Source organism: Collinsella sp. LCP21S3_A3 (assembly GCF_052118905.1).
Classification (GTDB): domain Bacteria; phylum Actinomycetota; class Coriobacteriia; order Coriobacteriales; family Coriobacteriaceae; genus Collinsella.
On the sequence record NZ_JBQKGH010000003.1, the window covers coordinates 85,985 to 106,417 of the forward strand.

Genomic DNA, 20,433 nt, shown 5'->3' on the forward strand with positions numbered 1-20,433 from the left:
GCGACGCGGTGGTCAATTCGTGCATATCGTTCGACATTATCGCACATGCGGACGGGTACGTGGCAGGGGCGCTATCCTAAGATGCTATGAATGAGATTTCCAACATACATGCGTTTGAAGACGAGGATTTCCTGCACGCTTGCTTTGTGTGGGGGATGGCCGTGCTTGGCGCATTTGCCGTGTGCCTGGTGCCGGTGTTTATGCTGCTGGGTGGGCCCGCGGACTTGGATGCGGCTGACGCGGGTGGCTGGACGGCTGTCTTAGGCTGGATAGTCGGCTTGGCTGCGGTTTCGGCGGCGTCATTTGCCGTGCACGAGTTGGTGCACGGCGTGTTCTTTAAGCTGCTGGCTCCTGCGGGCGCGCAGGTGACCTTTGGGGCGAACCTCGAGACATGCATGATCTATGCCTGCGCCGAGGGCGTTGTGTATTCGCGCCGGCGGTACATGGCAGTTTGTCTGGCGCCGACGGTTGTCGTGACGACAGCGTTTACCCTGGGGTTTGCGTTTTCGGGCTATCCGCTGCTGTGCTACCTGGCGGCCGGCTTGCATTTGTCGGGCTGTGTGGGCGACTGGTATTACGTGCGGACCATTTTGCGCGACCGCCGCATTGTCGCCTGCGAGGACACGTCCTTTGGCGTGCGCTTTTTTGGTCAGTAGTCTTTTTGGGACGGGGCTATTTTGACTACTTTTTGGAGATGGGTATTTTTGACTGCTTGACGTTAAAAGTAGTCAAAATAGCCCCGTCCCAAAAAGACTACCCTGGGCAAAGATTGGGAGGAGATGTCCATGAAGCCGCTGCTGCTGCATGCGTGCTGTGCGCCGTGCTCGCTTGAGCCGGTTCGTCTGCTGCGTGAGGAGGGGTTTGAGCCCACGATTTGCTGGACCAACCCCAATATTCAGCCACGCGATGAATGGCAGCGCCGCTTGGACGAGCTGCGCCGGTGGTGTGCCGATGGCGACATCGAGCTCATCGAGGCGGGGGAGGACCGCGAGCGCTGGGAGGCCGGCGTGGCCCCGCTGGGCGCCGATCGACCCCGTCGCTGTCGTGCGTGCTATGCCCTGCGCCTGGCCGAGGCATGCCGTGTGGCCCAGGAGTGCGGGTTTGAGTTTGTGGGCACGACGCTCGCCGTCTCGCCGTATCAGTTGTTCGACACCTGCAACGATGTGTTGGAGCGCTTGGCGGCGGCACATGGTCTCACCCCGGTGATTCGCGATTTTCGCCCGTATTATCCCGAGGCCACGCGTCGTTCGCGCGAGCTGGGCATGTATCGGCAGAACTATTGCGGCTGCCGATTCTCGGCCGTCGAGGCGGCCATGGACCGCGCCCGCATCCGCGACGAGCGCAAAGCGTCCAAAAAGTAGTCCTTTTGGGCTGGCAGCCTGCTAGGATGTAGAGCGGATTTTAGCTATATAAGGAGTATTCGACGTGTCTATGCGTACCGATGATTTTGACTACAACCTTCCTGAGGAACTGATTGCCCAGGCTCCTGCCGAGCCGCGCGACTCCTGCCGCCTGCTGGTGGTGGACCGCAAGGGCTCCCAGGCGGGGACGCCGCTGGAGCATGGTGGCACCGTCGAGCACCGCATCTTTCGCGACATCATCGACTATATCGAGCCGGGTGACGTGCTCGTCATCAACCAGACGCGTGTGATGCCGGCCCGTCTTATCGGTCGCAAGACAGGCTCGGGCGGCGTGGTCGAAACGCTGCTGCTCAAGCGCCGCGAGGACGTGGATCCGCTGGGTCACGTTTGGGAGTGCTTGGTCAAGCCGGGCAAGCGCTTAAAGCCCGGCGCTCAGATTGAGTATCGCGCCGGTGGTGCCCATGCGCCCGAGGGTGCTCCCGTGGTGCTGACGGCCGAGGTCGTCGACTTTGTCACCGATAGCCGCGGCGGTCGCCTGGTGCGTTTTGAGCCGGCCGGTTGCAATGCCGCCGGCGAGCCGCGCACGCTCGATGAGGCTATCCATGCTGCCGGCCACGTGCCGCTGCCGCCCTACATTACCGATTACGAGGGCGATCCCGAGAAGTACCAGACCGTTTACGCCATGAAGGAGGAGCACTCAGCTGCCGCTCCCACGGCGGGCCTGCACTTTACTCCCGAGCTCATGGCCGCTATCGAGGCCAAGGGTGCGAAGTTTGCCGCTGTCGAGCTCGAGGTGGGCATCGATACCTTCCGTCTGGTGGAGGAGGACGACCCCACGCAGCACGTGATGCACACCGAGCGCTATCACGTGTCGCAGGAGGTTGTCGACGCCGTGCATAAGGCTAAGGCCGAGGGGCATCGCGTGATTGCTGTCGGTACCACCGCAGTCCGCTCGCTCGAGAGTGCGTTTGACGCGGACGCGCCGGTGTCCGATCCGGCTGTGACGGCGCGCTATTTTGAGGGCCGTAAGGACGGGGCCGACACGCTCGGCCGTGGTGACATCGTGGCGCGCGAGAACGCGACGACGCAGCTCTACCTCATGCCCGGCTCGACCTATCACGTGGTCGACGCGCTGATCACTAACTTCCATGTTCCGCGCTCCACACTCATGATGCTCGTGAGCGCACTTGCTAGCCGCGATCAGATCATGGATGCCTACGCCGCCGCTATCGAGCAGCGCTACCGCTTCTTCAGCTTTGGCGACGCCATGCTCATTTGTTAGTTACGCGGTTCTACGAACCGCGTAACTGCTCGACGCTGCGCGGGCCGCATTTGGACAATCTGACGTTCAACTTCAAGGGCGCGACCAGAAGGTCAGCGCCCTTTCGTTTCACGTCACCTTGCCTCAAATGCGACCCGCTCGCTGTCGCTGGCAAAACATCGGCATTTCTTTGGTTGTCAAGAGATTGCCGTTCTGGCGGGTTTTCGCTGACTTCGCCAAAACATTGGCGTTGCCGTGGTTCAACCTGCCAAAAAGGGACAGGTTTATTTTGGCAGGTTTTATCTGGGCAAACGTTGTTGGTGCAATGGGGACTGCTTTATATGCACCAAGTTGGTGCAAAGTAGCCTGGCCCCTTTGCACCAATCAAAACGTTGCGGTGAGTGTTTTTTGGCAGCTGGTTTACTTGCTCGCGAACAGCCAGATTAGGACGATCACGAGGATTACGGTGACAATGCAGACGATTGCGCCGGTGAATTTGACGCGTGAGTCACGGGTGCGCTCGCGCACGTCGTTCTCGGCGGCTTCGAGCTGAGCCACTTCGCGCTCGGTTTCGGCACGCTCGTCCTTATCGCGAGCCAGGGAGCCCGCGAGCGATTCGGTGATCTCGGGATGGTTGTGCACCTCGGTCGCCTGCTCGATGATCGACTGCGCATGCGCGACGTCCGCCTGGGCATTGGCGATAGCCTGCTCTTGCTCTTGACGCGCTTTGTCCTCGGTGACGATCTTCTCGCGTAATTCGCGCTGGCGCGTTGCAGCGGCCGCCTTTGCGGTCTGCAGCTCGTCGCGCGCGGCATCGGCCTCGGCCGTCACGGCCTGATGGGCGCGCTTGGCGTCGGCGATGGGGGCTTGCGCCTGCTCGACGGCGTGCTCGGCGGCTGCGAGCGAGTGCTCAAGATCGGCGGTGATGCGCGGGACATCTTCCTCGGCTTTGCGCAGGGCATCAGCCGTGTCGGAGATCTGCATCGAAAGCTCGCTGGTGCGCACCGTATAGTTGGCGGGATTTGCCGAGGGATTGCGCTGCAGCTCGGCATACTCACGGCGCAACGTTTCGAGTTGAGCACGCGTGGCGTCGACGGTTTGCTGCGCTGCGGCAACGCCGGCGTCGCGCTCGGCCTGTACCTTGTCGCGGATGCGCTTGGAATCCTCGAGACGTCGTACGAGGCGGTTACCGGTCTCGCGCGAACTCGCCTCGCGAGCCTCTACGGCATCGAGTGCGGCTTTGAGACGCCGCTCGGTGGCGTCGTCCTCTTCTTTTATTTGTTCGAGCTGCGCTTTGAGCTCTGTTGTCTTGGCGGCATGGGTATCGCGGCCGATTTCTGCCGCCGCGGCGGCCTTTTGTGCCGTGTCGATAGCGTGGCGCTGGTCGGCGACAATCTGGTCGTAACGCCCTGCGATATCCTGGCGCGTCTCGAGCTCCTCGGTCTGATCGGAAATGCGCTGATCAAGTTCGGCCAGGTGGGCACGAGCGTCCGCGAGCGCCTTCTTTGCGGCGTTCATCTCGCGCATGGCAGAGGCGCCCTGGGCGATAAAAGTGCCTACGGCGTTTGCTGTATTTGAGACGGCGGTTCCCAGATCGCGGCTGGCTGCAGGGGCGTGTGGAGCGGTCGGGTGACCGGCGTCGGCCGTACCCGCATCGGGCGCCTGCGACGTGGCGATATTGCCGGTGCCACCCTCGATCACGGAAAATCCGGCAGTGTGCGGGTCAACTGCATCTGCGCCAATTGTAGGGTGCTCGAGCTGTAAGAACGAAGGTACGGTGCTGCCTTGGTCGGCAACGGGGGTCTCGCCAGGCACGAAGGTCGATGCGGCCTCGGCGGCCTTCTCTTCTTCGGCGTCCACATCGGCGTCGGCCACGGCGTCTTTCATTGCTTTGACGGCATCCATCATGGAGTCCATGACGGCATCGAGCTCTTCTTCCGAAGATACCTCGATGGGGCCTGCCGCCTGTGGCGCGGGGTCCGCGTCGGGCTCGGCGTCGTTCGACTCCGGTTGCTCGCCTTCGTCATGCTCGACAGTATCGCCTGTGTCTGTTGCCTTATCCGCACCGGCGTGCGCATCTTCGGCGGATGCATCGACGGAAGCGGCGACGCAGGTAGGAGTGCTGCAGTCGTCGACGGCGTCTGCGGAATCATCAATATGCTGCTGAGTCTGGGGGTCCAGCTCGTCTGTCATAGGCATGTGCTCCTCATCGTTGATTGTCACCCTATGATAAAGTCTCGCGCCGGCATCCCGCGCGCCGCAGCAAAGTTTCAAAACGTGTTCGATGGCTCGCTTGGATAGCAAAAATTCGGCCGCTCTATTCAGTTTGCGCTTGACATTCCCTTCTCCGAAAGACGTTATGCCGTTCACCTGCCGCGGTCTTTATAATGGTTTGCGTATGAACCGCAACCAAGGAGTTCCAGTTTATGGACCAGAGCCTATTTAAATTCGACCTGATCGCCGAGGATCCGACGACGCATGCGCGTGCCGGCGTGCTGCACACTCCGCACGGCGACATCGAGACGCCGATCTTTATGCCCGTGGGCACCAAGGCAAACGTCAAGGGCATTCCTACCGAGACTGTCAAGCAGCTCGGCGCCCAGATCGTGCTCGCCAATACCTATCACCTGTCCATGCGTCCCGGCGAGGACACCATCGCCGAGTTGGGTGGTCTGCACAAGTTTATGAACTGGCATGGCCCCATCCTCACTGATTCCGGCGGTTTCCAGGTGTTCAGCCACAACGACGCCGTCAAGCTCACCGACGAGGGCGTGCGCTTTATCGTCAACGACTACGACGGCCGCCACGTGTTCTGGACGCCCGAGGACAACATGGAAATCGCCATGAAGCTCGGCTCCGACATCTGCATGCAGCTCGACCAGTGCCCGGGCTATCCCGCCACGCGCGCCTACGTTGAGCGCGCCGTTGAGCTGTCGAGTATGTGGGCCGAGCGCTGCTATAAAGCTCATACCCGCGACGACCAGGCGCTCTTTGGCATCGTTCAGGGTGGCATGCATCTGGACCTGCGCCTGCGTTCGCTGCGCCATCTGGAGGAGTGCGGTGACTTCCCCGGTTACGGCATTGGCGGCTACTCGGTGGGCGAGGACCACGAGACCATGTTTGAGACGCTGGCACCGCTCGCGAGCGAGTACATGCCCAAACATAAGCCGCGCTACCTGATGGGCGTCGGCAACCCGACGACGCTCGTGCGTGGTGTAGGCGTGGGCATCGACATGTTCGACTGCGTGCTGCCGACGCGCACCGGCCGCATGGGGACGGCGTTCTCGAGCGAGGGTCGCCTTAACTTCCGCAATGCCCGCTTTGCGCACGACGACGGCCCCATCGATCCCACCTGCACCTGCCCGGTGTGCACGGGCGGCTACAGCCGTGCGCTCATTCGCCACATGGTCACGCAGAAGGAGATGCTCGGCGGCATTTTGCTTTCGATGCACAACATCTACTACCTGCTCAACCTTATGCAGCGTGCCCGCCAGGCCATTATCGAGGGCCACTACGGTGCGTTCGTGAGCGACTGGATGAACAGCCCCGCGGCAGTGGATTACTAAGAGCTGCGGGTGCGCTTACGGGGGCGCTCGCGCGGTGTCGAGGCTGCGTGCCAATCGACCGTGCGTAACCGGCGCCGGGCATCGCATGCGTCGGCATCGGTTGCACGACCTCTGACCGATGCCTTGCAAGCGTTTGATGCATCTACCATTTTATTATGTATTTCAGATACTAAGATTTATTTTTAGTCGTTGATAGGTCGAGCACTTATTGTGATGTTTAACTAAGCGTTATCCAGTGAATTGATGTTTGTTCAGGTGACAAAAAATGTTTGCCGTTGAAAAATGCCTCTACCCGAAGGCCGACGGGGGAACGATGGACGGCTGGATCATCAACCATCCGGACGCCTACCCCTTCTGGGCCAACAAGTTCCTCCACAAGATGAGCATGGGCTCGCCCCAGACGGCGAGGCAGTACGCCTACAAGCTGTGCAAGTACCTCAACTACCTGCAGGACTGCTGGCACATCGGCTACGCCGACGCGACCGCCAAGCACCTCGCCGGCTTCTTGCGCTTCCTGCAGTTCGGAAACGTCATCCCGTTCGTCGGCGCAGTGGAGGGAAAGAGGTCCGGCTTCACCGTCAGGGGCTACTACACGGTCGTGGCCAGCTTCTACACCTTCCTGCGCTCCCAGGGCAAAGACATCAAGATGGAGGTCGCAGAGGAGCGAAGCGGGGAGAACCCGCACTCCTTCCTCTACGGCCAGTGAATCGTGACCACGTCGCCGCGCTATGTCGCCGAGACGTCCTTCGCCAGCGGAAAGCCTCCTGTGGACTACGAGAAGTGGTACACGGACGAGCAGGTCGACGCAATCCTCAGCAACTTCCGCACCTACCGCGACAAGGCGGTCTTCTCCCTCTCGCTCGACGGCCTTCGCATCGACGAGATCCTCTCCGCCCAGATCGACCTCTACCGCGCAGACGAGGGCACCTTGAAGCTTTTCCGCAGCAAGGGAAGGCGCGAGGGCGAGGGGCGCGTCTGCGTCTTGTCGGAGCGCTCGCGGCGACTGCTGGAGGAGTACCTCTACAACGAGCGCAGCGCCGTCGAGGGGAAGCTGATCGATTCAAGGTCGCTCATACCGACCGAGATCTTCCTCAACCTGCGCGAGCGCGAGGGCAGCTTCGGCAAGCCGATGGCCTACCACAACGCGCTCGAGATCATCAAGCGCGCCGCCAAGCGCGCCGGCCTCGACCCCGCCAAGGTGCGCACCCACTCCGGCAGGAGCACGAAGATGGAGGAGCTCCTCAGGCAGCAGGCCCTCGACCCCGCCTCCCTTACCGACAACCAGATACTCGACATCATGGGCTGGAAGAGCATGGAGTCTGCCGAGCCCTACAAGAACAGGCAGGACAGGGTGACCGCCGTCGAGAACTGGAAGAGGCTCGAAGCAGCCAAGGAACAGAGGCGCGCCGATGATCAGGCAACCTGAGGAGGCGCTCGAGCACATCAGGGACAACTCCGGGGGTGCGAAGCGCAGCAACAACTACACCCATGTCGCAGACACGGCGACGGTGAGCGACTTTGCTGCCTTGGCCGCCTGCGTGGAGTCGCGCACGCCGCTGCCCTCCTGCGAGGGCTTGGAGGAGTCGCTGAAGGGGACATATAGCTATGGGACCCTGTGTCGTCTTGCCCTGACCTCCATGTTCTCGGAGGAGGAGCTGAGCGACTACTTCCTCGACGTGCTCGTCTCCATGCACGAGGACGAGGAAGCCTGGGAAAAGCCCGGCATAAAGAAGCTCTGCAAGGTGATAACCGGGTTGACCTACCAGGTCAGGGACTGCGTTAACCCCCTGATACGTATCTTTGGCGAGACGTACATGGAGCGCTTCTACACCTATCACCGCTTCCCGGTGCAGATCGGGGACCGCGCCGTCGAGGCCGTCAGACGACGTGAACCCCTCGTCGAAATCCGCAGGGAGTTTATCGAGAAGTACTGCAGCCTTTCCCGCAATAACTTCTTGCAGTGGTTTGACAACTGCGTTGTCGAAGAGGTCGGCGAGGAGGAGTTCGCGGCGTATGTGCGCGACATGGCAGAGAAGTATGCCTCGGGGCTGTCCGATCGCAACTACCGACACTTCACCTACCCGCGCCTGACCGCGTACATCTTCGGGTTCTCCTGGCGCCCTGTCGGGAGGTGCCGAAAGCGCAAAGCGAGGGGGCACGGCAAGCGGTGGGACTATCGCAGGCTGCATGAAGTAATCGCTAGGGAGATGTTGCCCTACACGTACGCTGCGTACGCTACGACCTCTAACCGGACCGCCGTATATGAATTCCTAGATCTCAGCGCGGAGGAACGCGCCTATTACGACGAGAAAGCTGTGCGGGTTGACAAGAGCTCCGTCCCTGCTGGACTGCTTGTCGCAGGTGACTCCCAGTTGCCGGCACCGGAACTGCCAGGCGGCGTCAGCTTCGAGGAGCTCCTGGGCGCATACGATGCGTTCTTCGCCGGCAGGTACCTGGCCCCCGACTCTCCGAGGGGGCCGATCTTGCCCCTCCACAGATTCCGTCGCGACTTCAAGGAGCATTTGGAAGACGAGGACGTGAGGAAGTTCGCGGCGTTCAAGAAGGTGCGGCAGACCCCCACCCTCGCAAACGCTTTTGACGAGCACCTGGAGAACAAGATCGCCGGCCTGCGCAGGTTCATGTTCGACGGCAACGCCGACGAGGTGGCCAGCGACAAGTCGGAGGTGTGGTTCTACTTTCCCAAGGGGGAGACGTTCTCAGGCAGGCGGCTCGACTTCTCCGTGCTGGACGGGACGGGTTTGTTCCAGCAGGATGCGAGGGAGTATCTGAGGTTCCTCTACCAGGATGCATGCCAGCGCGCGAGCTCTGACCATCGCGCGTTGGCGCGCATCCCGGCTGCGATGGCCGATCTGCTAACCGTGCTCTCCTTCCTCGTCGGCGAATACGGCATCACCTGCCCAGAGGACGTGGGCGAGCTGCATGTCCTCGCCGCGCTCTCGCATATGAGCAAGGATGGCTATGCACCCGGCACGCTCAAGCATCATCTGACCAGCTGCAGGAGGTTCTTCCGGCACCTCGTCGCTCGCGGGCGCCTTGACACGGACCCGACCGCGAACCTGACGGTCAGGAGCGGCTCTGACTACTCGAGGGCGACCCCGGATATCCCCGAGGACATCCTGGTGTTCCTCGAGGAGCACGTCGACGAGCTTGGGTCGAGCGCCTGCAAGCTGATGCTCAAGCTCGCGATGGAGACCGGGTGGCGCCTCTCCGATATCAAGAGCATCCGCGTCGAGGACATCACGGCCGAGGACCCCGCCAGCGGCATGCCGCAGGTGAGGGCGAGGTCCCCCAAGACCGCGGCATCCAGGATCAAGCGGCGCCTCGGCGACAAGATCTTCGCCGTCATCTCGCCAGAGCTGCACGGCGAGATCGAGGCCTACATCGAGGAGACCTCCGCCCTCAGGGAGATGTACGGGGTCGAGACGCTCTTCTTCTGCATCACCAACGGGGTTAAGACCGAGTTCCCCGCGACGACCTTCAACGGAGCGATCAACAGGCTGCTCGAGCGGTACGGCATGCAGTCGATCGACGAGAGTTACGACACGTTTTGCTCCAGGCAGACGCGCAAGACGGTCGCCGTCGAGCTCATCACGTCGGGTGCCACGCTTACAGACGTGCAAAAGCAGCTCGGCCACGTCGACTACAGAACCACCGAGCGCGTCTACGCCGAGGTGAGGATGAGGAGGCTCGCAGAGCTGAACAGCGAGTTCTTCCAGCAGAAGTTCAACCTCCTGATCGAGAGCGGCAGGCTCGACCTGTACACGGAGGAGGAGCGCCGCTGGCTCTACGTCGACTTCTGCACCAACCGCCGCAACGTGGAGCTGGGCGTGTGCTCCAAACACCCCTCGGAGGGCAGGTGCGCCGACCTCGGCAACATCAGCTGCGCGTCCTGCCCCAAACTGTGCACGGGAAGGGCCTTCCAGGGGCGCTGGGAAGAGCTCTGCGAGGACTCGTCGAGGCTGCTGGCGCAGTTCGAGGCCAAGTACGCGGAGCTGGACATCCCGATGGACGAGTACGAGGGCTACACCGAGTACGCGCAGGAGAGGGCCTTGAACGAGCGCTACAGGGCCGTGCTCGACGCCATTGAGGAGGGAACGCAACATGCCTGACAGCCTGCTCTTCCCCACATCCGGGTCCGCGGCCCTCGAGCCGGTCGTCCTCTCCAACGCCGTGTCCGTCACCGACGAGCAGGCGGCCAAGATGCTCTCAGACTACTGCTCTGCCTCGAGCTTCAGCGACGACGTCTGGCAAGCCGACAAGGTGAAGCCCGACAAGAACGTCAAACCGAGCTCGCGCAACATATATTTCACGGGTATCTCGAACGAACACCTCAAGAAGGAGGCCAAGAGATGGGCGCTGACGAGGCTCGTGAAGGGGCGGGACCCCGCTGCCATCAGCTCAGACATCTGCATGTCCATCAAGCACTGCGCAGACTTCATCCCCGACGATTGCAAGAGCTTCGCAGAAGCCCCGCCGGAGGCGCTCGCCTCCTTCTATGCCTACCTCTTCTCGGGAGAGCGGAAGACCACCCTGAGAAAGCGCCTGCATTACTGGCACGCTCTCGAGGCATTCGCGAGGGAGTCGGGGTTCACCGACATCAGCTCCGCCATGCAGAGGTTCGTGCTGGAGAGGGCCCCCGCCTACGTCAAGAAGGAGGACAAGTACATCCCCGACGAGGTGGCCGGCCAGCTCGACGTCATCTTCATGAAAGACGGCATCCCGCTGGTCTACAGGTGCATCTACTGGATGCTGCGCCTGATCCCCAACCGCGCCACCGAGGTCCTCAGCATGACGGTCAGGTGCCTGAAGCGGCTCGACGCGGACACCTACACCCTGACGATCCCGTCCTTCAAGCAGTCGGGACCCTACGTCCCGAGCGACATCAAGCTGATCGAGGTCAGGTACGAGGGCATGGGGAAGCTCCTCGTCGACCTGGTGGCAGCCCAGAGGGACGAGGTGCTGGCGCACCTCGGCGAGAATGCAAGGTGGCTTTTCACCTCGCGGGCCTACAGGCTCATAAGGGACCCGAAGACGGGGGAGAGATGCTATAGGACTCACGGGTCGGCATTCAAGCCGAAGAACCTTGGAAGCTGCAACCGCTTCTTCTCGCGGCTCTGCAAGTGCAGGGGAATCGTCGACGAGCACGGCGAGCCCTACTCCCCGACGACGCACCAGTTCCGCCACAACGCCGTCAGCGACCGCATGAACTCGGGCCTCTTCCGCGCCATCGACCTGCTGCCGCTCACCGCCCACCACAACACCAAGATGATCGAGCAGAGCTATACCCACACTTCCGTCAAGGACCTGCGCAAGGACGACCCCGTCGTGTTCAGGGGCAGGATCATCAACACAGACGACCCTGCCCGCTTCGACAGGATCCTGTCGAAGCCCTTCGCCAAGAGGGTCCACAGGATCGGCCTGTGCTCGGACGCAAGGGGCTGCAGCGCCGACAGGTCGAGGTGCCTCCGCTGCAGCTACCTCGTCCCCGACGCCGGCGACCTCGACTACTATCAAAGCGAGCTCGACGACTGGCGCAGCAAGCAGGAGAAGGCTCTAAGTTGTGGCAACGATGTCTTCGCGGAGCTCTGCGGTGTTTGGATAGACGCATACAAGACGCTGATCCAGCGCGTGCTGAACGCGATTAGCGGCGAGGACCTGGAGGTCTCTGATGAAGCAGCCCAGTGAGAACATGCAGAGGATGTACGCGGCGAAGAGGGAGAAGACGCTGGCCCTCATCCAGGGAGCCATCGACGAAATCGAAGAGGACCACCGCATCGTCACCAAGAAGGAGCTCATGGCGCTAACGGGGCTGAGCTCGGGGACGTTCAGCCAGCAGCACGTCAAGGAGCTCCTGGCGAAGAACCAGGTCTGCCAGTTCAGGCCGCTCGCAAAGGTAAGCCAGAAAGGGAACCTCGAGCTGAACAAGGACGCCGAGATAACCAGGCTGTCAAGGGAGCTCCAGAGGGCGCAGTCGCGCCTGCAGGACCTCGATATCGCCCTCGACAAGAGCAGGAAGCAATCGAGGAAGCTGAAGGAGGAGAACGCGGAGCTCCAGCGACAGCTCCTGCTGCTCCGAGGCAAGTACCAGCAGCTGCTGGAGTACCTGGAGGTGCTGGGGAGCGACCTCTCGGGCATTCCCCTCGCATGACGCGGCCCCGGCCTCCTAGTCGTCGAGGAGGCCGTCGACAAAACGCTCCGGAGCTTGGCTCACGCGGTCGACGTTGTGGGCATAGACCATCGTGGTCGTCAGGTTCGTGTGCCTTGCGAGCGCCTGGGCCTGCTGCAGGCTGGCGCCCCCCAGCAACGCGAACGTCACCGCGCTGTGCCGGAAGCTGTGGGTCGTGAGCCTCTCGCTGTCGAGCCCCGCCGCGCGCAGGGCCTCCTTCGCAATCTGCCGTATGCTGCGCGTGGACAGCGGCTTCCCATATGTTTTGTTGGAGAGGCTGGCGAACAGCGGCGAGTCCTCCCCGACGACCTCGCGCCCCTCGCACCTGCGCGCTGCCAGGTAGTCGTAAATGGGTCCTAGAGTCGCATCGGTCAGCACCACGAGCGCGTCCTTCTCGACCCTGCCCTTGCCCTGGACGAGCAGAATCGTCTGATCGCCCCTGTTGCGCAAATCACCCAGACGGCCTCGCGTGACCTCCACCGAGCGTAAGCCGACTCTGATGAGCAGGTTCACCAGCGCGAAGTCGCGCTTGGCCTGCAGCGTGTCGCCCTTCAGCACCTGGAGCACACGCTTGGCCTGCGCCGGCGTCAGCGCGTCCTTGCGGTGGATGTTGCCCACTAGCTTGACCGTCTTTATGTCCGCGGCCACGTTCGGGTAGGCTCTCACGGACTCGAGCCATTTGAACAGGCTCTTGACCGCGGTGAGGTAGGTGCTCGCCGTCGAGGGCCGCACCCTCGCCAGCATGTCCTGCTTGTAGGCGAGGATGTCTCCCCTGGCGAGGTCTGTGATCCCTCGCTCCTCCTTCCACGCGAAGAAGCCCCTCAGGGTCCTGCGGTAGGTCTCCTTCGTGGTCTCGGCCAGCTCGGCCTCGACTAAAAAGCGCTCGAGCAGCATCTCGACGTCTGCGCTCAGGGCCACGGGACTCGAGGGCTGCTGCGTCGCTGTTATGAGTTGGTTCTGTGTTTCGTTTCCGTTCCCGGGTATGTTCTGCACATCGTGCACCACCTTCTTAATTATCTTCAATAAAGATAACACGGGAGGGGGCTGCAGTGCCAACCGCCGCCTTCGGCCATGCTCTGGCGGGTTGCGGGAAGGGCAGGCGTTTCTGTGTGATGCTTTCCAGCATCAGGCGCCAGCTAGAGGGAGCAGTGCCACGCAGTCTCTCCGCTCTCAGCACCAATCAGCACTTGGGTGAAGCGACGAGCCAAGGGAAATCACCATGCTATAATCCTAGATATCAATCATCCAGCGGGGCCTTTGGCAAGCGCCGCTTCGAGTTAGGTCAGGTTAGATGAAGAACTAGCGATGCCCGTTTCGGGTACCCCATACGACCATTCTGTACATCCGGTCGCGCTTCAGGGTGCCGCATCGCTTCAGTGCCTTCTCGTTCCGAATCCATACATCGCGTGCCTGGCCCCTGCGCGACCTCCTCTCAAAGGAGCTCGCCATGCAACTGAATCTCACTCACATCAGCTATACCTACCCCGGTACGGCATCGCCAGCCATCGAAGACGTCAGCGCCACGTTCCCGACGGGATGGACGGGCATCATCGGCGACAACGGATGCGGGAAGAGCACGCTCGCCCGTATCGCCGCCCGCGTTATTACACCCGATTCCGGGACGGTGAGCCCGAATCTGTTCGCGTCGTATTGCGAGCAAGACTCGACCCAAGAGCCAGACAAGCTCTTTGATCTCGCATCGGATTGGGGCAAGGAGGCGCAACGGGCAAGGGCGCTGCTCCGCATCGAAGACGACTGGTTCTGGCGCTACGACACGCTCTCGGGCGGTCAGCAGAAGCGGATCCAGATCGCATGCGCCCTCTATGCACAACCGGATGTCCTCATCATGGACGAGCCGACCAACGACCTCGATGCCGCCACGCGCGACATCGTGAAGGAGGCGCTGGCTTCGTTCGGCGGCATCGGCATCCTCATCTCGCACGATAGGGATCTGCTCGACGGCCTTGTGGGCCAGAGCCTCATGTGCGAGGGCGCGCGTTGGACCATGCGCCCCGGCGGGTACTCGAAGGCAAGCGACCAGGCGGCGAGCGAACGCGCCTCTGCGATGAGGGATCGCGAGCAAGCCTCTCGTGAAGCTAAGCGCCTGAAGGCAGAAGCCCAGCGCAGGAGCGAAGAGGCGGCACGTCAGAAGGGCAAGCGAAGCAAGCGCGGCTTGAGCAAAAAAGACAGCGACGCTCGGGAGAAGATCGGACGCGCCATAGTCTCTGGAAAGGACGGCGTTGCAGGGAAGCTCTCGTCCAAAATGAGCGGGCGGCTCGCAAAGGCCGAGGCAGAGCTTTCTGAGAAAACCGTCTCGAAAAGATACGACCATCGTATCGGCGAGTTCGGCGTCGCTGCGCGCTCAAGTTGCGTGGCGCACTTGGAGGCATCGCGACTGTCTGCTGGCGAGTTCTCGATAGATGTGCCGGAGCTCTGGATCTCGCCAACGGATCACGTGGTGTTGACCGGTGCGAACGGAACGGGAAAGAGCCTGGTGGTACGAAGCGTCATCGAATCTGTTCCTGATAATGTCAAAGTTGCGTACGTTCCCCAGGACGTCGGGCCAGAGGAACGCGAGCGAGCACTGAGGCATCTCCGAGACCAGGACCAGGAGACGAAAGGTCGCATCCTCTCCATCGTGGCGCGGTTGAACTCCGACCCTGACAAACTGCTCGATGGCGACGATTTGAGTCCTGGCGAACTCCGCAAACTCATGCTTGCTGAACAGCTTGTTACGAATCCCAACCTCCTCGTACTCGACGAGCCGACGAATCATCTTGATGTGGGTTCTATTGAGGCGCTGCAGGAGATGCTGAGCGGTTTCTCTGGCGCGTTACTGTTGGTTACGCATGATAGACAGCTGTCGGAGGCAGTCACGCAGATTGGCTGGGAAACTATTCAAGGTGAGAGCCTGATGAGATTGCTGGTCGTCTAAACAATGGGTTTTATAAAAGAGCCTTGTCGGGTGGATTTGCAGCTTCAGTTTGCAATTATTGTTTAACTCCGCGTGGGTAGTCGCAAGCGGCTTGCTCGTGACGACAGCGACTATTGCCAAAGGGTGGACGCAAGCGGTTTGCTCGTGATGACAGCGACTATTGTTATCCTGTGGTTGCAAGTGGCTTAAAGGTGATGACAGAGTCGTGGAGTTCGACACCAAGATGAAAGTCCCATCAAAGTCACCGTCAAATATCTAGCACGGACAAACAAATAAGGACTCATAGAAACCCTTGGTCGGTGTGCTAACATGATTACAGTGAGTAAATAAGTCTTCAATAACACTAAGCCATTACATAATAAAACGTGGGTACCATACCGAATGGTTGATGTTCGGGCGGGTGTTTGACGCATGGCGTCGACCCCGCCCGTTTCTATTTTCGATAGGAGTATCCCCCATGATTAAGAATGAGAACGTCGAGGGCGAGCCGGCCTACAACGAGACGTACCGACGCGGCCCCGTGGTTATGCGCGGCCCTATGATTCCTAAGGACAACACCTACGCCAACCTGCTGGCGCCCGAGGACTCGACTGGCTGGTTGCACGCCGACCCGTGGCGTGTGCTGCGCATTCAGGCCGAGTTTGTCGATGGCTTCGGCGCGCTTGCCGAGCTCGGGCCCGCGGTGACCATCTTCGGCAGTGCCCGCACGCCCAAGACCGATCCGCTCTACAAGGCGGCGCGCACGGTCGGCCGCAAGATCGCGCAGCGCGGCGTGGCGGTTATCACCGGCGGTGGTCCTGGCATTATGGAGGCGGCCAACAGGGGAGCGGCGAGCGCCAACGGCAAGTCGGTCGGCTTGGGTATTGAGCTTCCGCACGAGCATGGGCTCAACAAATACGTGAACCTCGGCATGGACTTCCGTTACTTCTTTGTGCGCAAGACCATGTTTGTCAAATACAGCTCGGGCGCCATCGTGTTTCCCGGTGGTTTTGGTACGCTCGACGAGATGTTTGAGGTGCTCACGCTGGTGCAGACGCACAAGGTCAAGCGCATGCCGCTTGTTTTGGTGGGCAGCGAATACTGGCAGGGCCTGTTCGACTGGCTCAACGGCCCGGTGATGGATGCCGGCATGATCAGCCCACTCGATCCAGACCTCGTCCACATCACCGATGACCTCAACGAGGCCGTCGATATTGTCCTGAGCGGGCTGATGTAGGGTAGGTAAAATGGGACGGGGCTAAAAAGACTGGTCTGAAACGTTTGATATCAGTCTTTTTGGCCCCGTCCCAAATGAACTGCTTCCAAGTTGCGGTGGAATAGGGATTGGTTGGCGACGATGCGCTTGGCGCCACGACCCTTTTTGATCGCCTTGATCTCGCCCGATTTCCACTCCGGCGAAACGGCCAGGCGAATATTGAGCATCTGCGTGAGCTGGCCTGCACCTGGTCGAGCAGGTCTTCGCCTTCGATAATCACATGAAGCGGAATCACGTAAATGCCGAGCTCTTGGGCGCGGGCGGGGGAGATGCCCGACGTGGAGTCGGTTATGATGGCAAAAGACATAATTGCACCTTTCGTTGGGGCGTGACGGCGCCGCCTTCTGAGAGCAAAGTGCGACAAGTATAGTAGAGTCGTTCCACATTACTAGGTTCAATTGTTGAATAGTCAACAGTTTGAAGTGTCGGTGTGGAAATCGTCAACTGGGGAAGAGGGATGTCGATGGAGGCTCTGGAGATATGCAAGCGGTCGGTCGTGCTGTTTGATTTTGACGGCACGGTGGCCGATACGGGCCGGGCGGTGATGACCTCGACGCGTAAAACGCTGGCTGCGCGCGGGTTTTCTGAGGCGCAGATGGGTGACCTGCGCCGCATGATCGGGCCTCCGTTGTGGAAGAGCTTCCACGACTTTTACGGCTTCTCGCGCGAGGAGTCGCTTGTGGTGGCCGACGAGTACCGTGCCTTTTTTGATGAGCTGGGACCGGAAGAGTACCCCGTGTTCGATGGAATTCCCGAACTGCTCGATGGCTTGGCCGCCCAGGGGCATCACTTGGCCGTGGCGACGTCGCGCATGGAGGCAAAGTGCATCGACATGGTGGGCGAGCTGGGGCTTTCGCAGTTTGAGGCGGTGGTCGGTATGAATCCGCCGCAGGGGCGCGAGACCAAGGCCGATTCGGTTCGCGATGCCCTGGCGGCGCTCGGCGCGACGGCGGACGATGCCGTGATGATCGGCGACCGCTTTAACGATGTGGAGGGCGCGCACGCAATGGGCGTGCCGTGCATTGGCATCTATTCGGGCGCGGCGGTGCCGGGCGAGCACGAGGCGGCGGGCGCCGATGCAGTGGTGCACTCGGTGGCCGAGCTTGCTAAACTTTTCGCCATCTAATGACGTTATGCGAGGGGCGGGTGTGGCCGTCGCTCATTGGTAAGGAGGTCGTCCATGAATCAGGTGGAACAGAGCGTTACCGAGTATGTCGACGAGATCTGGGAAGATGTCGTTGCCGATATCGAGCAGCTGGTGAGCTATCCGTCCGTGGCCGTTGCTGCCCATGCGGAGCCCGGTGCGCCGTTTGGCCGCCCGGTCCGTGATGCGCTCGATTGTGCGCTCGGCATTGCGCAAAAGCTCGGCTACCAGACGAGCGACGACGAGGGCTATGTGGGCATCGCCGACATTCCCGGCCGCGGCGATAAGCAGCTTGCGACCATCTGCCATGTGGATGTGGTGCCCGCCGGTCCCGGTTGGAACACCGACCCGTTTGCGATGGAGCGCCGCGAGGGCTGGCTGCTCGGTCGTGGCGTGATCGACGACAAAGGCCCGGCCGTGTTGTCGCTCTACGCCGGTGCCTACCTGATCAAGCACGGCATTGTGCCGCGCTATACCTTCCGCGCGCTGCTGGGCTGCGATGAGGAAGTGGGCATGTCCGACGTTCACCATTATCTGGAGAACCACGCAGATCCCGACTTTTTGTTTACGCCCGATGCCGAGTTCCCGGTCTGCAATGCCGAGAAGGGCCAGTTTGGGGCGACGTTTGTGAGCTCCAAGATCGACGGCGGGCGCATCGTATCGTGGAGCGGTGCCGAGGCGAGCAACGCCATTCCGTCGCAGTCTATCTGCGAGCTCGCGATTGCCGCCGATGAGCTGCCGGCGCCCGTTGAGAACGCCGACCGCCTGGAGATCACGGCGCTCGATAACGGGCATGCGCAGATTTTCGCCCACGGTATTGGCGGTCACGCTTCGATGCCCGAGGGAACGATCAATGCCGTCGGCCTCATCGTGGCGTATCTGCGCGAGGCCGAGGACGCGTTTGGTGCACGCGACGAGCGTCTGCTGACGCCCGTCGAGCACGAGTTTGTCAAGTTTCTGACCTTTGTACATGCGGATGCCTATGGCCGCGGCCTGGGTATCGACGCGACGAGCCCGGCGTTTGGCCCGCTCACGTGCAACCCCGGTGTTATCCGTGTGATGGATGGCCATATTGAGCAGGTCATCGACGTACGTTTCCCCGACAGCACGAGCGCCGATACCATCTGCGAGCAGCTCGAGCCGCTCGTGGGCCGCTTTGGCGTGACGTGCCGTGTGGGTCGTGCAAAGGTGCCGTTCTCGGTGTCCGCCGACGATCCGGCCGTGAAGGCGCTTATTGATACCTATAACGAGTTTACGGGCAAGCATGCCGAGCCCTTTGCCATGGGCGGCGGCACGTACGCGCGCAACTTTGCCCGCGCCGTGTCGTTTGGCCCCGAGGAAACCGGCCTGGAGCTGCCCGCATGGGGCGGCCAGATGCACGGCCCCAACGAGTGCGCCAACGAGGAACAGCTCAAGCAGGCGCTCAAGATCTATATTGTTGCGATCCTCCGTTTGAATGAATTAGAGCTTTAAGGTTACACGGTTTCCTAATCTAAGTTGCGATGGAATAGTTCCTAGAATGGGCCATTTGATGGCCAAGCAGGAACTATTTCACCGCAACTTTGTTTTTATTGGTGTAAAAGGAGGGCCATGCTTGGGGGCGGGTTTGTTATTCGTTTGTAAAGCCGAGTCGCGCTTGCGGTAAGGGTCTATCAAATGCCCGTAAGAAACCGCAGTTGGCGCGGGCACCGCCCGATCGAGGCAGTATCTTTCCAAACAGCAAAGCGGGCAGGGTGCCCGCGAGTCGCATGTATGAAAGGAAGATCATGCTCGATCAGGCTTATTCTCGTCGTCAGTTCCTCGGCCTCGCTGGTGGTCTTGCCAGCTTCGTGGGCCTCGGCCTCGTTGGTTGCGGCGGCGCAGGCGCTTCCAACGCCGCCGACAAGGGCAGCGCCGCTGCCGAGTCCGTCTCCGGCGAGGTGACCTACGACGGCGCCTCCTCGTTCCAGGCTCTCGTCGAGGCCGCTGCCGAGAAGTTCATGGACGCCAACCCGGACGTCTCCGTCTCTGGCTCGGGCAACGGTTCGGGCAAGGGCCTGACCGCCGTTGCCGCCGGTACCGTTACCATCGGTAACTCCGACGTCTTCGCCGAGACCAAGCTCGAGGCCGACCAGGTCAAGAACCTCGTCGACCACGAGGTCGCCGTCGTGGGCATGGGTCCCGTCGTCTCCAAGAACGTGAAGGTCGACGACTTGTCCCTCGAGCAGCTCAAGGGCATCTTCTCCGGCCAGATCACCAACTGGAAGGAGGTCGGCGGCGACGACGCCACCATCGTCGTTCTCAACCGCAAGGCCGGCTCCGGCACCCGCGCCACCTTCGAGGCCGCCGTCTTTGGCGACGAGGCCGTCGACTTTAAGGGCGACGCCGAGCTCGACAAGTCCGGCGACGTCCAGACTCAGATGGCCAGCACCGACAACGCCATCTCCTACCTCGACTTCTCGCACTTCGACGACTCCAAGTTCAACGCCATCAAGGTCGAGGGCGTGGAGCCCAAGAGCGCAAACGTCACTGACGACTCCTTTAAGATCTGGGCGACCGAGCACATGTACTGCGCAAAGGACGCCGACGATGCCACCAAGGCCTTCCTGGAGTTCATGCTTTCCGACGACGTCCAGGGCAAACTTGTCGAGGAGCAGGGCTTTATCCCCGTCTCTGCCATGAAGGTCGTCAAGGACGCCAGCGGCAAGGTCTCCGCTAAATAAGTAATCGCCCCGGAAAGGTTTG

At 61.2% G+C, this 20,433-nt stretch carries 17 protein-coding genes and 1 pseudogene; 14 read left to right on the forward strand and 4 right to left on the reverse strand.

The window, feature by feature from the left end:
• Positions 1-86 precede the first annotated feature (86 nt).
• The 3 genes from ACTQ0H_RS02435 to queA all read left to right on the forward strand — a co-directional run bounded on the left by ACTQ0H_RS02435 (position 87) and on the right by queA (position 2,643).
• Positions 87-656: a DUF3267 domain-containing protein gene (locus ACTQ0H_RS02435; RefSeq protein ID WP_427719827.1), complete on the forward strand. Its 570-nt coding sequence runs from the start codon at positions 87-89 to the stop codon at positions 654-656.
• Positions 657-785: 129 nt separating this feature from the next.
• Positions 786-1,361: an epoxyqueuosine reductase QueH gene (locus ACTQ0H_RS02440; RefSeq protein WP_441014868.1), complete on the forward strand. Its 576-nt coding sequence runs from the start codon at positions 786-788 to the stop codon at positions 1,359-1,361.
• Positions 1,362-1,431: 70 nt separating this feature from the next.
• Positions 1,432-2,643, forward strand: coding sequence for a tRNA preQ1(34) S-adenosylmethionine ribosyltransferase-isomerase QueA (gene queA, locus ACTQ0H_RS02445; protein ID WP_441537812.1), 1,212 nt, complete (start codon positions 1,432-1,434; stop codon positions 2,641-2,643).
• 399 nt (positions 2,644-3,042) lie between these two features.
• Here the strand turns inward: queA and ACTQ0H_RS02450 are convergent, their stop codons facing one another.
• Complete coding sequence (locus tag ACTQ0H_RS02450; protein WP_441537775.1) at positions 3,043-4,815, reverse strand: hypothetical protein; 1,773 nt, start codon at positions 4,813-4,815, stop codon at positions 3,043-3,045.
• Between the two features lie 233 nt (positions 4,816-5,048).
• Here ACTQ0H_RS02450 and tgt point away from each other — a divergent pair, with 233 nt between their 5' ends.
• From tgt to ACTQ0H_RS02480, 6 genes are all read left to right on the forward strand, one after another.
• Positions 5,049-6,188 (forward strand): tRNA guanosine(34) transglycosylase Tgt, encoded by a 1,140-nt coding sequence (tgt, locus tag ACTQ0H_RS02455; protein ID WP_441041950.1) that lies wholly within the window; start codon positions 5,049-5,051, stop codon positions 6,186-6,188.
• 265 nt (positions 6,189-6,453) lie between these two features.
• Positions 6,454-6,894: a hypothetical protein gene (locus ACTQ0H_RS02460; RefSeq protein ID WP_441064235.1), complete on the forward strand. Its 441-nt coding sequence runs from the start codon at positions 6,454-6,456 to the stop codon at positions 6,892-6,894.
• Positions 6,895-6,954: 60 nt separating this feature from the next.
• A complete protein-coding gene (locus ACTQ0H_RS02465; RefSeq protein WP_441547733.1) occupies positions 6,955-7,614 on the forward strand; it encodes a tyrosine-type recombinase/integrase in 660 nt (219 codons plus the stop codon).
• Entirely contained in the window at positions 7,598-10,318 is a 2,721-nt protein-coding gene (locus ACTQ0H_RS02470) for a tyrosine-type recombinase/integrase (RefSeq protein ID WP_441537776.1), read from the forward strand. The genes ACTQ0H_RS02465 and ACTQ0H_RS02470 overlap by 17 nt, the downstream gene beginning before the upstream one ends.
• Positions 10,311-11,894: a hypothetical protein gene (locus tag ACTQ0H_RS02475; RefSeq protein WP_441032092.1), complete on the forward strand. Its 1,584-nt coding sequence runs from the start codon at positions 10,311-10,313 to the stop codon at positions 11,892-11,894. Before ACTQ0H_RS02470 ends, ACTQ0H_RS02475 begins: the two co-directional genes overlap by 8 nt.
• Entirely contained in the window at positions 11,878-12,357 is a 480-nt protein-coding gene (locus ACTQ0H_RS02480) for a hypothetical protein (RefSeq protein ID WP_441032094.1), read from the forward strand. The genes ACTQ0H_RS02475 and ACTQ0H_RS02480 overlap by 17 nt, the downstream gene beginning before the upstream one ends.
• A 15-nt stretch (positions 12,358-12,372) precedes the next feature.
• Here ACTQ0H_RS02480 and ACTQ0H_RS02485 read toward each other — a convergent pair whose 3' ends face one another.
• Positions 12,373-13,431, reverse strand: a complete 1,059-nt coding sequence (locus ACTQ0H_RS02485) for a tyrosine-type recombinase/integrase (RefSeq protein ID WP_441537777.1) — start codon at positions 13,429-13,431, stop codon at positions 12,373-12,375.
• A gap of 391 nt (positions 13,432-13,822) precedes the next feature.
• On the opposite strand from ACTQ0H_RS02485, the gene ACTQ0H_RS02490 reads away from it, so the two are divergent.
• Positions 13,823-15,310: an ATP-binding cassette domain-containing protein gene (locus tag ACTQ0H_RS02490; protein WP_441063024.1), complete on the forward strand. Its 1,488-nt coding sequence runs from the start codon at positions 13,823-13,825 to the stop codon at positions 15,308-15,310.
• Positions 15,311-15,767: 457 nt separating this feature from the next.
• Entirely contained in the window at positions 15,768-16,526 is a 759-nt protein-coding gene (locus ACTQ0H_RS02495; RefSeq protein ID WP_441063025.1) for a TIGR00730 family Rossman fold protein, read from the forward strand.
• Positions 16,527-16,576: 50 nt separating this feature from the next.
• Here the strand turns inward: ACTQ0H_RS02495 and ACTQ0H_RS02500 are convergent, their stop codons facing one another.
• Both ACTQ0H_RS02500 and ACTQ0H_RS02505 read right to left on the reverse strand, forming a co-directional pair.
• Positions 16,577-16,732 (reverse strand): hypothetical protein, encoded by a 156-nt coding sequence (locus ACTQ0H_RS02500; RefSeq protein WP_441547602.1) that lies wholly within the window; start codon positions 16,730-16,732, stop codon positions 16,577-16,579.
• 14 nt (positions 16,733-16,746) lie between these two features.
• Positions 16,747-16,872, reverse strand: a pseudogene (locus tag ACTQ0H_RS02505) (DegV family protein); the annotation flags it as partial.
• A gap of 156 nt (positions 16,873-17,028) precedes the next feature.
• Here ACTQ0H_RS02505 and ACTQ0H_RS02510 point away from each other — a divergent pair.
• The 3 genes from ACTQ0H_RS02510 (at position 17,029) to ACTQ0H_RS02520 (ending at position 20,411) form a co-directional block, all read left to right on the forward strand.
• Positions 17,029-17,691, forward strand: coding sequence for an HAD hydrolase-like protein (locus ACTQ0H_RS02510; RefSeq protein WP_441063027.1), 663 nt, complete (start codon positions 17,029-17,031; stop codon positions 17,689-17,691).
• A 54-nt stretch (positions 17,692-17,745) separates the two neighbouring features.
• On the forward strand, positions 17,746-19,182 hold the full coding sequence (locus ACTQ0H_RS02515) for a M20 family metallopeptidase (protein WP_441063028.1): 1,437 nt from the start codon (positions 17,746-17,748) through the stop codon (positions 19,180-19,182).
• 293 nt (positions 19,183-19,475) lie between these two features.
• Complete coding sequence (locus ACTQ0H_RS02520; protein WP_154515770.1) at positions 19,476-20,411, forward strand: phosphate ABC transporter substrate-binding protein; 936 nt, start codon at positions 19,476-19,478, stop codon at positions 20,409-20,411.
• Positions 20,412-20,433 lie beyond the last annotated feature (22 nt).

Excerpts from the sequence above, each read along its gene's own strand:
- ACTQ0H_RS02500 (WP_441547602.1), bottom strand. The coding sequence starts at position 16,732 with ATGCTCAATATTCGCCTGGCCGTTTCGCCGGAGTGGAAATCGGGCGAG.
- queA (WP_441537812.1), top strand. The coding sequence starts at position 1,432 with ATGCGTACCGATGATTTTGACTACAACCTTCCTGAGGAACTGATTGCC.
- ACTQ0H_RS02520 (WP_154515770.1), top strand. The coding sequence starts at position 19,476 with ATGCTCGATCAGGCTTATTCTCGTCGTCAGTTCCTCGGCCTCGCTGGT.
- ACTQ0H_RS02510 (WP_441063027.1), top strand. The coding sequence starts at position 17,029 with ATGGAGGCTCTGGAGATATGCAAGCGGTCGGTCGTGCTGTTTGATTTT.
- ACTQ0H_RS02450 (WP_441537775.1), bottom strand. The coding sequence starts at position 4,815 with ATGACAGACGAGCTGGACCCCCAGACTCAGCAGCATATTGATGATTCC.
- ACTQ0H_RS02435 (WP_427719827.1), top strand. The coding sequence starts at position 87 with ATGAATGAGATTTCCAACATACATGCGTTTGAAGACGAGGATTTCCTG.
- ACTQ0H_RS02480 (WP_441032094.1), top strand. The coding sequence starts at position 11,878 with ATGAAGCAGCCCAGTGAGAACATGCAGAGGATGTACGCGGCGAAGAGG.
- ACTQ0H_RS02515 (WP_441063028.1), top strand. The coding sequence starts at position 17,746 with ATGAATCAGGTGGAACAGAGCGTTACCGAGTATGTCGACGAGATCTGG.
- ACTQ0H_RS02495 (WP_441063025.1), top strand. The coding sequence starts at position 15,768 with ATGATTAAGAATGAGAACGTCGAGGGCGAGCCGGCCTACAACGAGACG.
- ACTQ0H_RS02460 (WP_441064235.1), top strand. The coding sequence starts at position 6,454 with ATGTTTGCCGTTGAAAAATGCCTCTACCCGAAGGCCGACGGGGGAACG.
- ACTQ0H_RS02470 (WP_441537776.1), top strand. The coding sequence starts at position 7,598 with ATGATCAGGCAACCTGAGGAGGCGCTCGAGCACATCAGGGACAACTCC.
- ACTQ0H_RS02490 (WP_441063024.1), top strand. The coding sequence starts at position 13,823 with ATGCAACTGAATCTCACTCACATCAGCTATACCTACCCCGGTACGGCA.
- ACTQ0H_RS02475 (WP_441032092.1), top strand. The coding sequence starts at position 10,311 with ATGCCTGACAGCCTGCTCTTCCCCACATCCGGGTCCGCGGCCCTCGAG.
- ACTQ0H_RS02440 (WP_441014868.1), top strand. The coding sequence starts at position 786 with ATGAAGCCGCTGCTGCTGCATGCGTGCTGTGCGCCGTGCTCGCTTGAG.
- tgt (WP_441041950.1), top strand. The coding sequence starts at position 5,049 with ATGGACCAGAGCCTATTTAAATTCGACCTGATCGCCGAGGATCCGACG.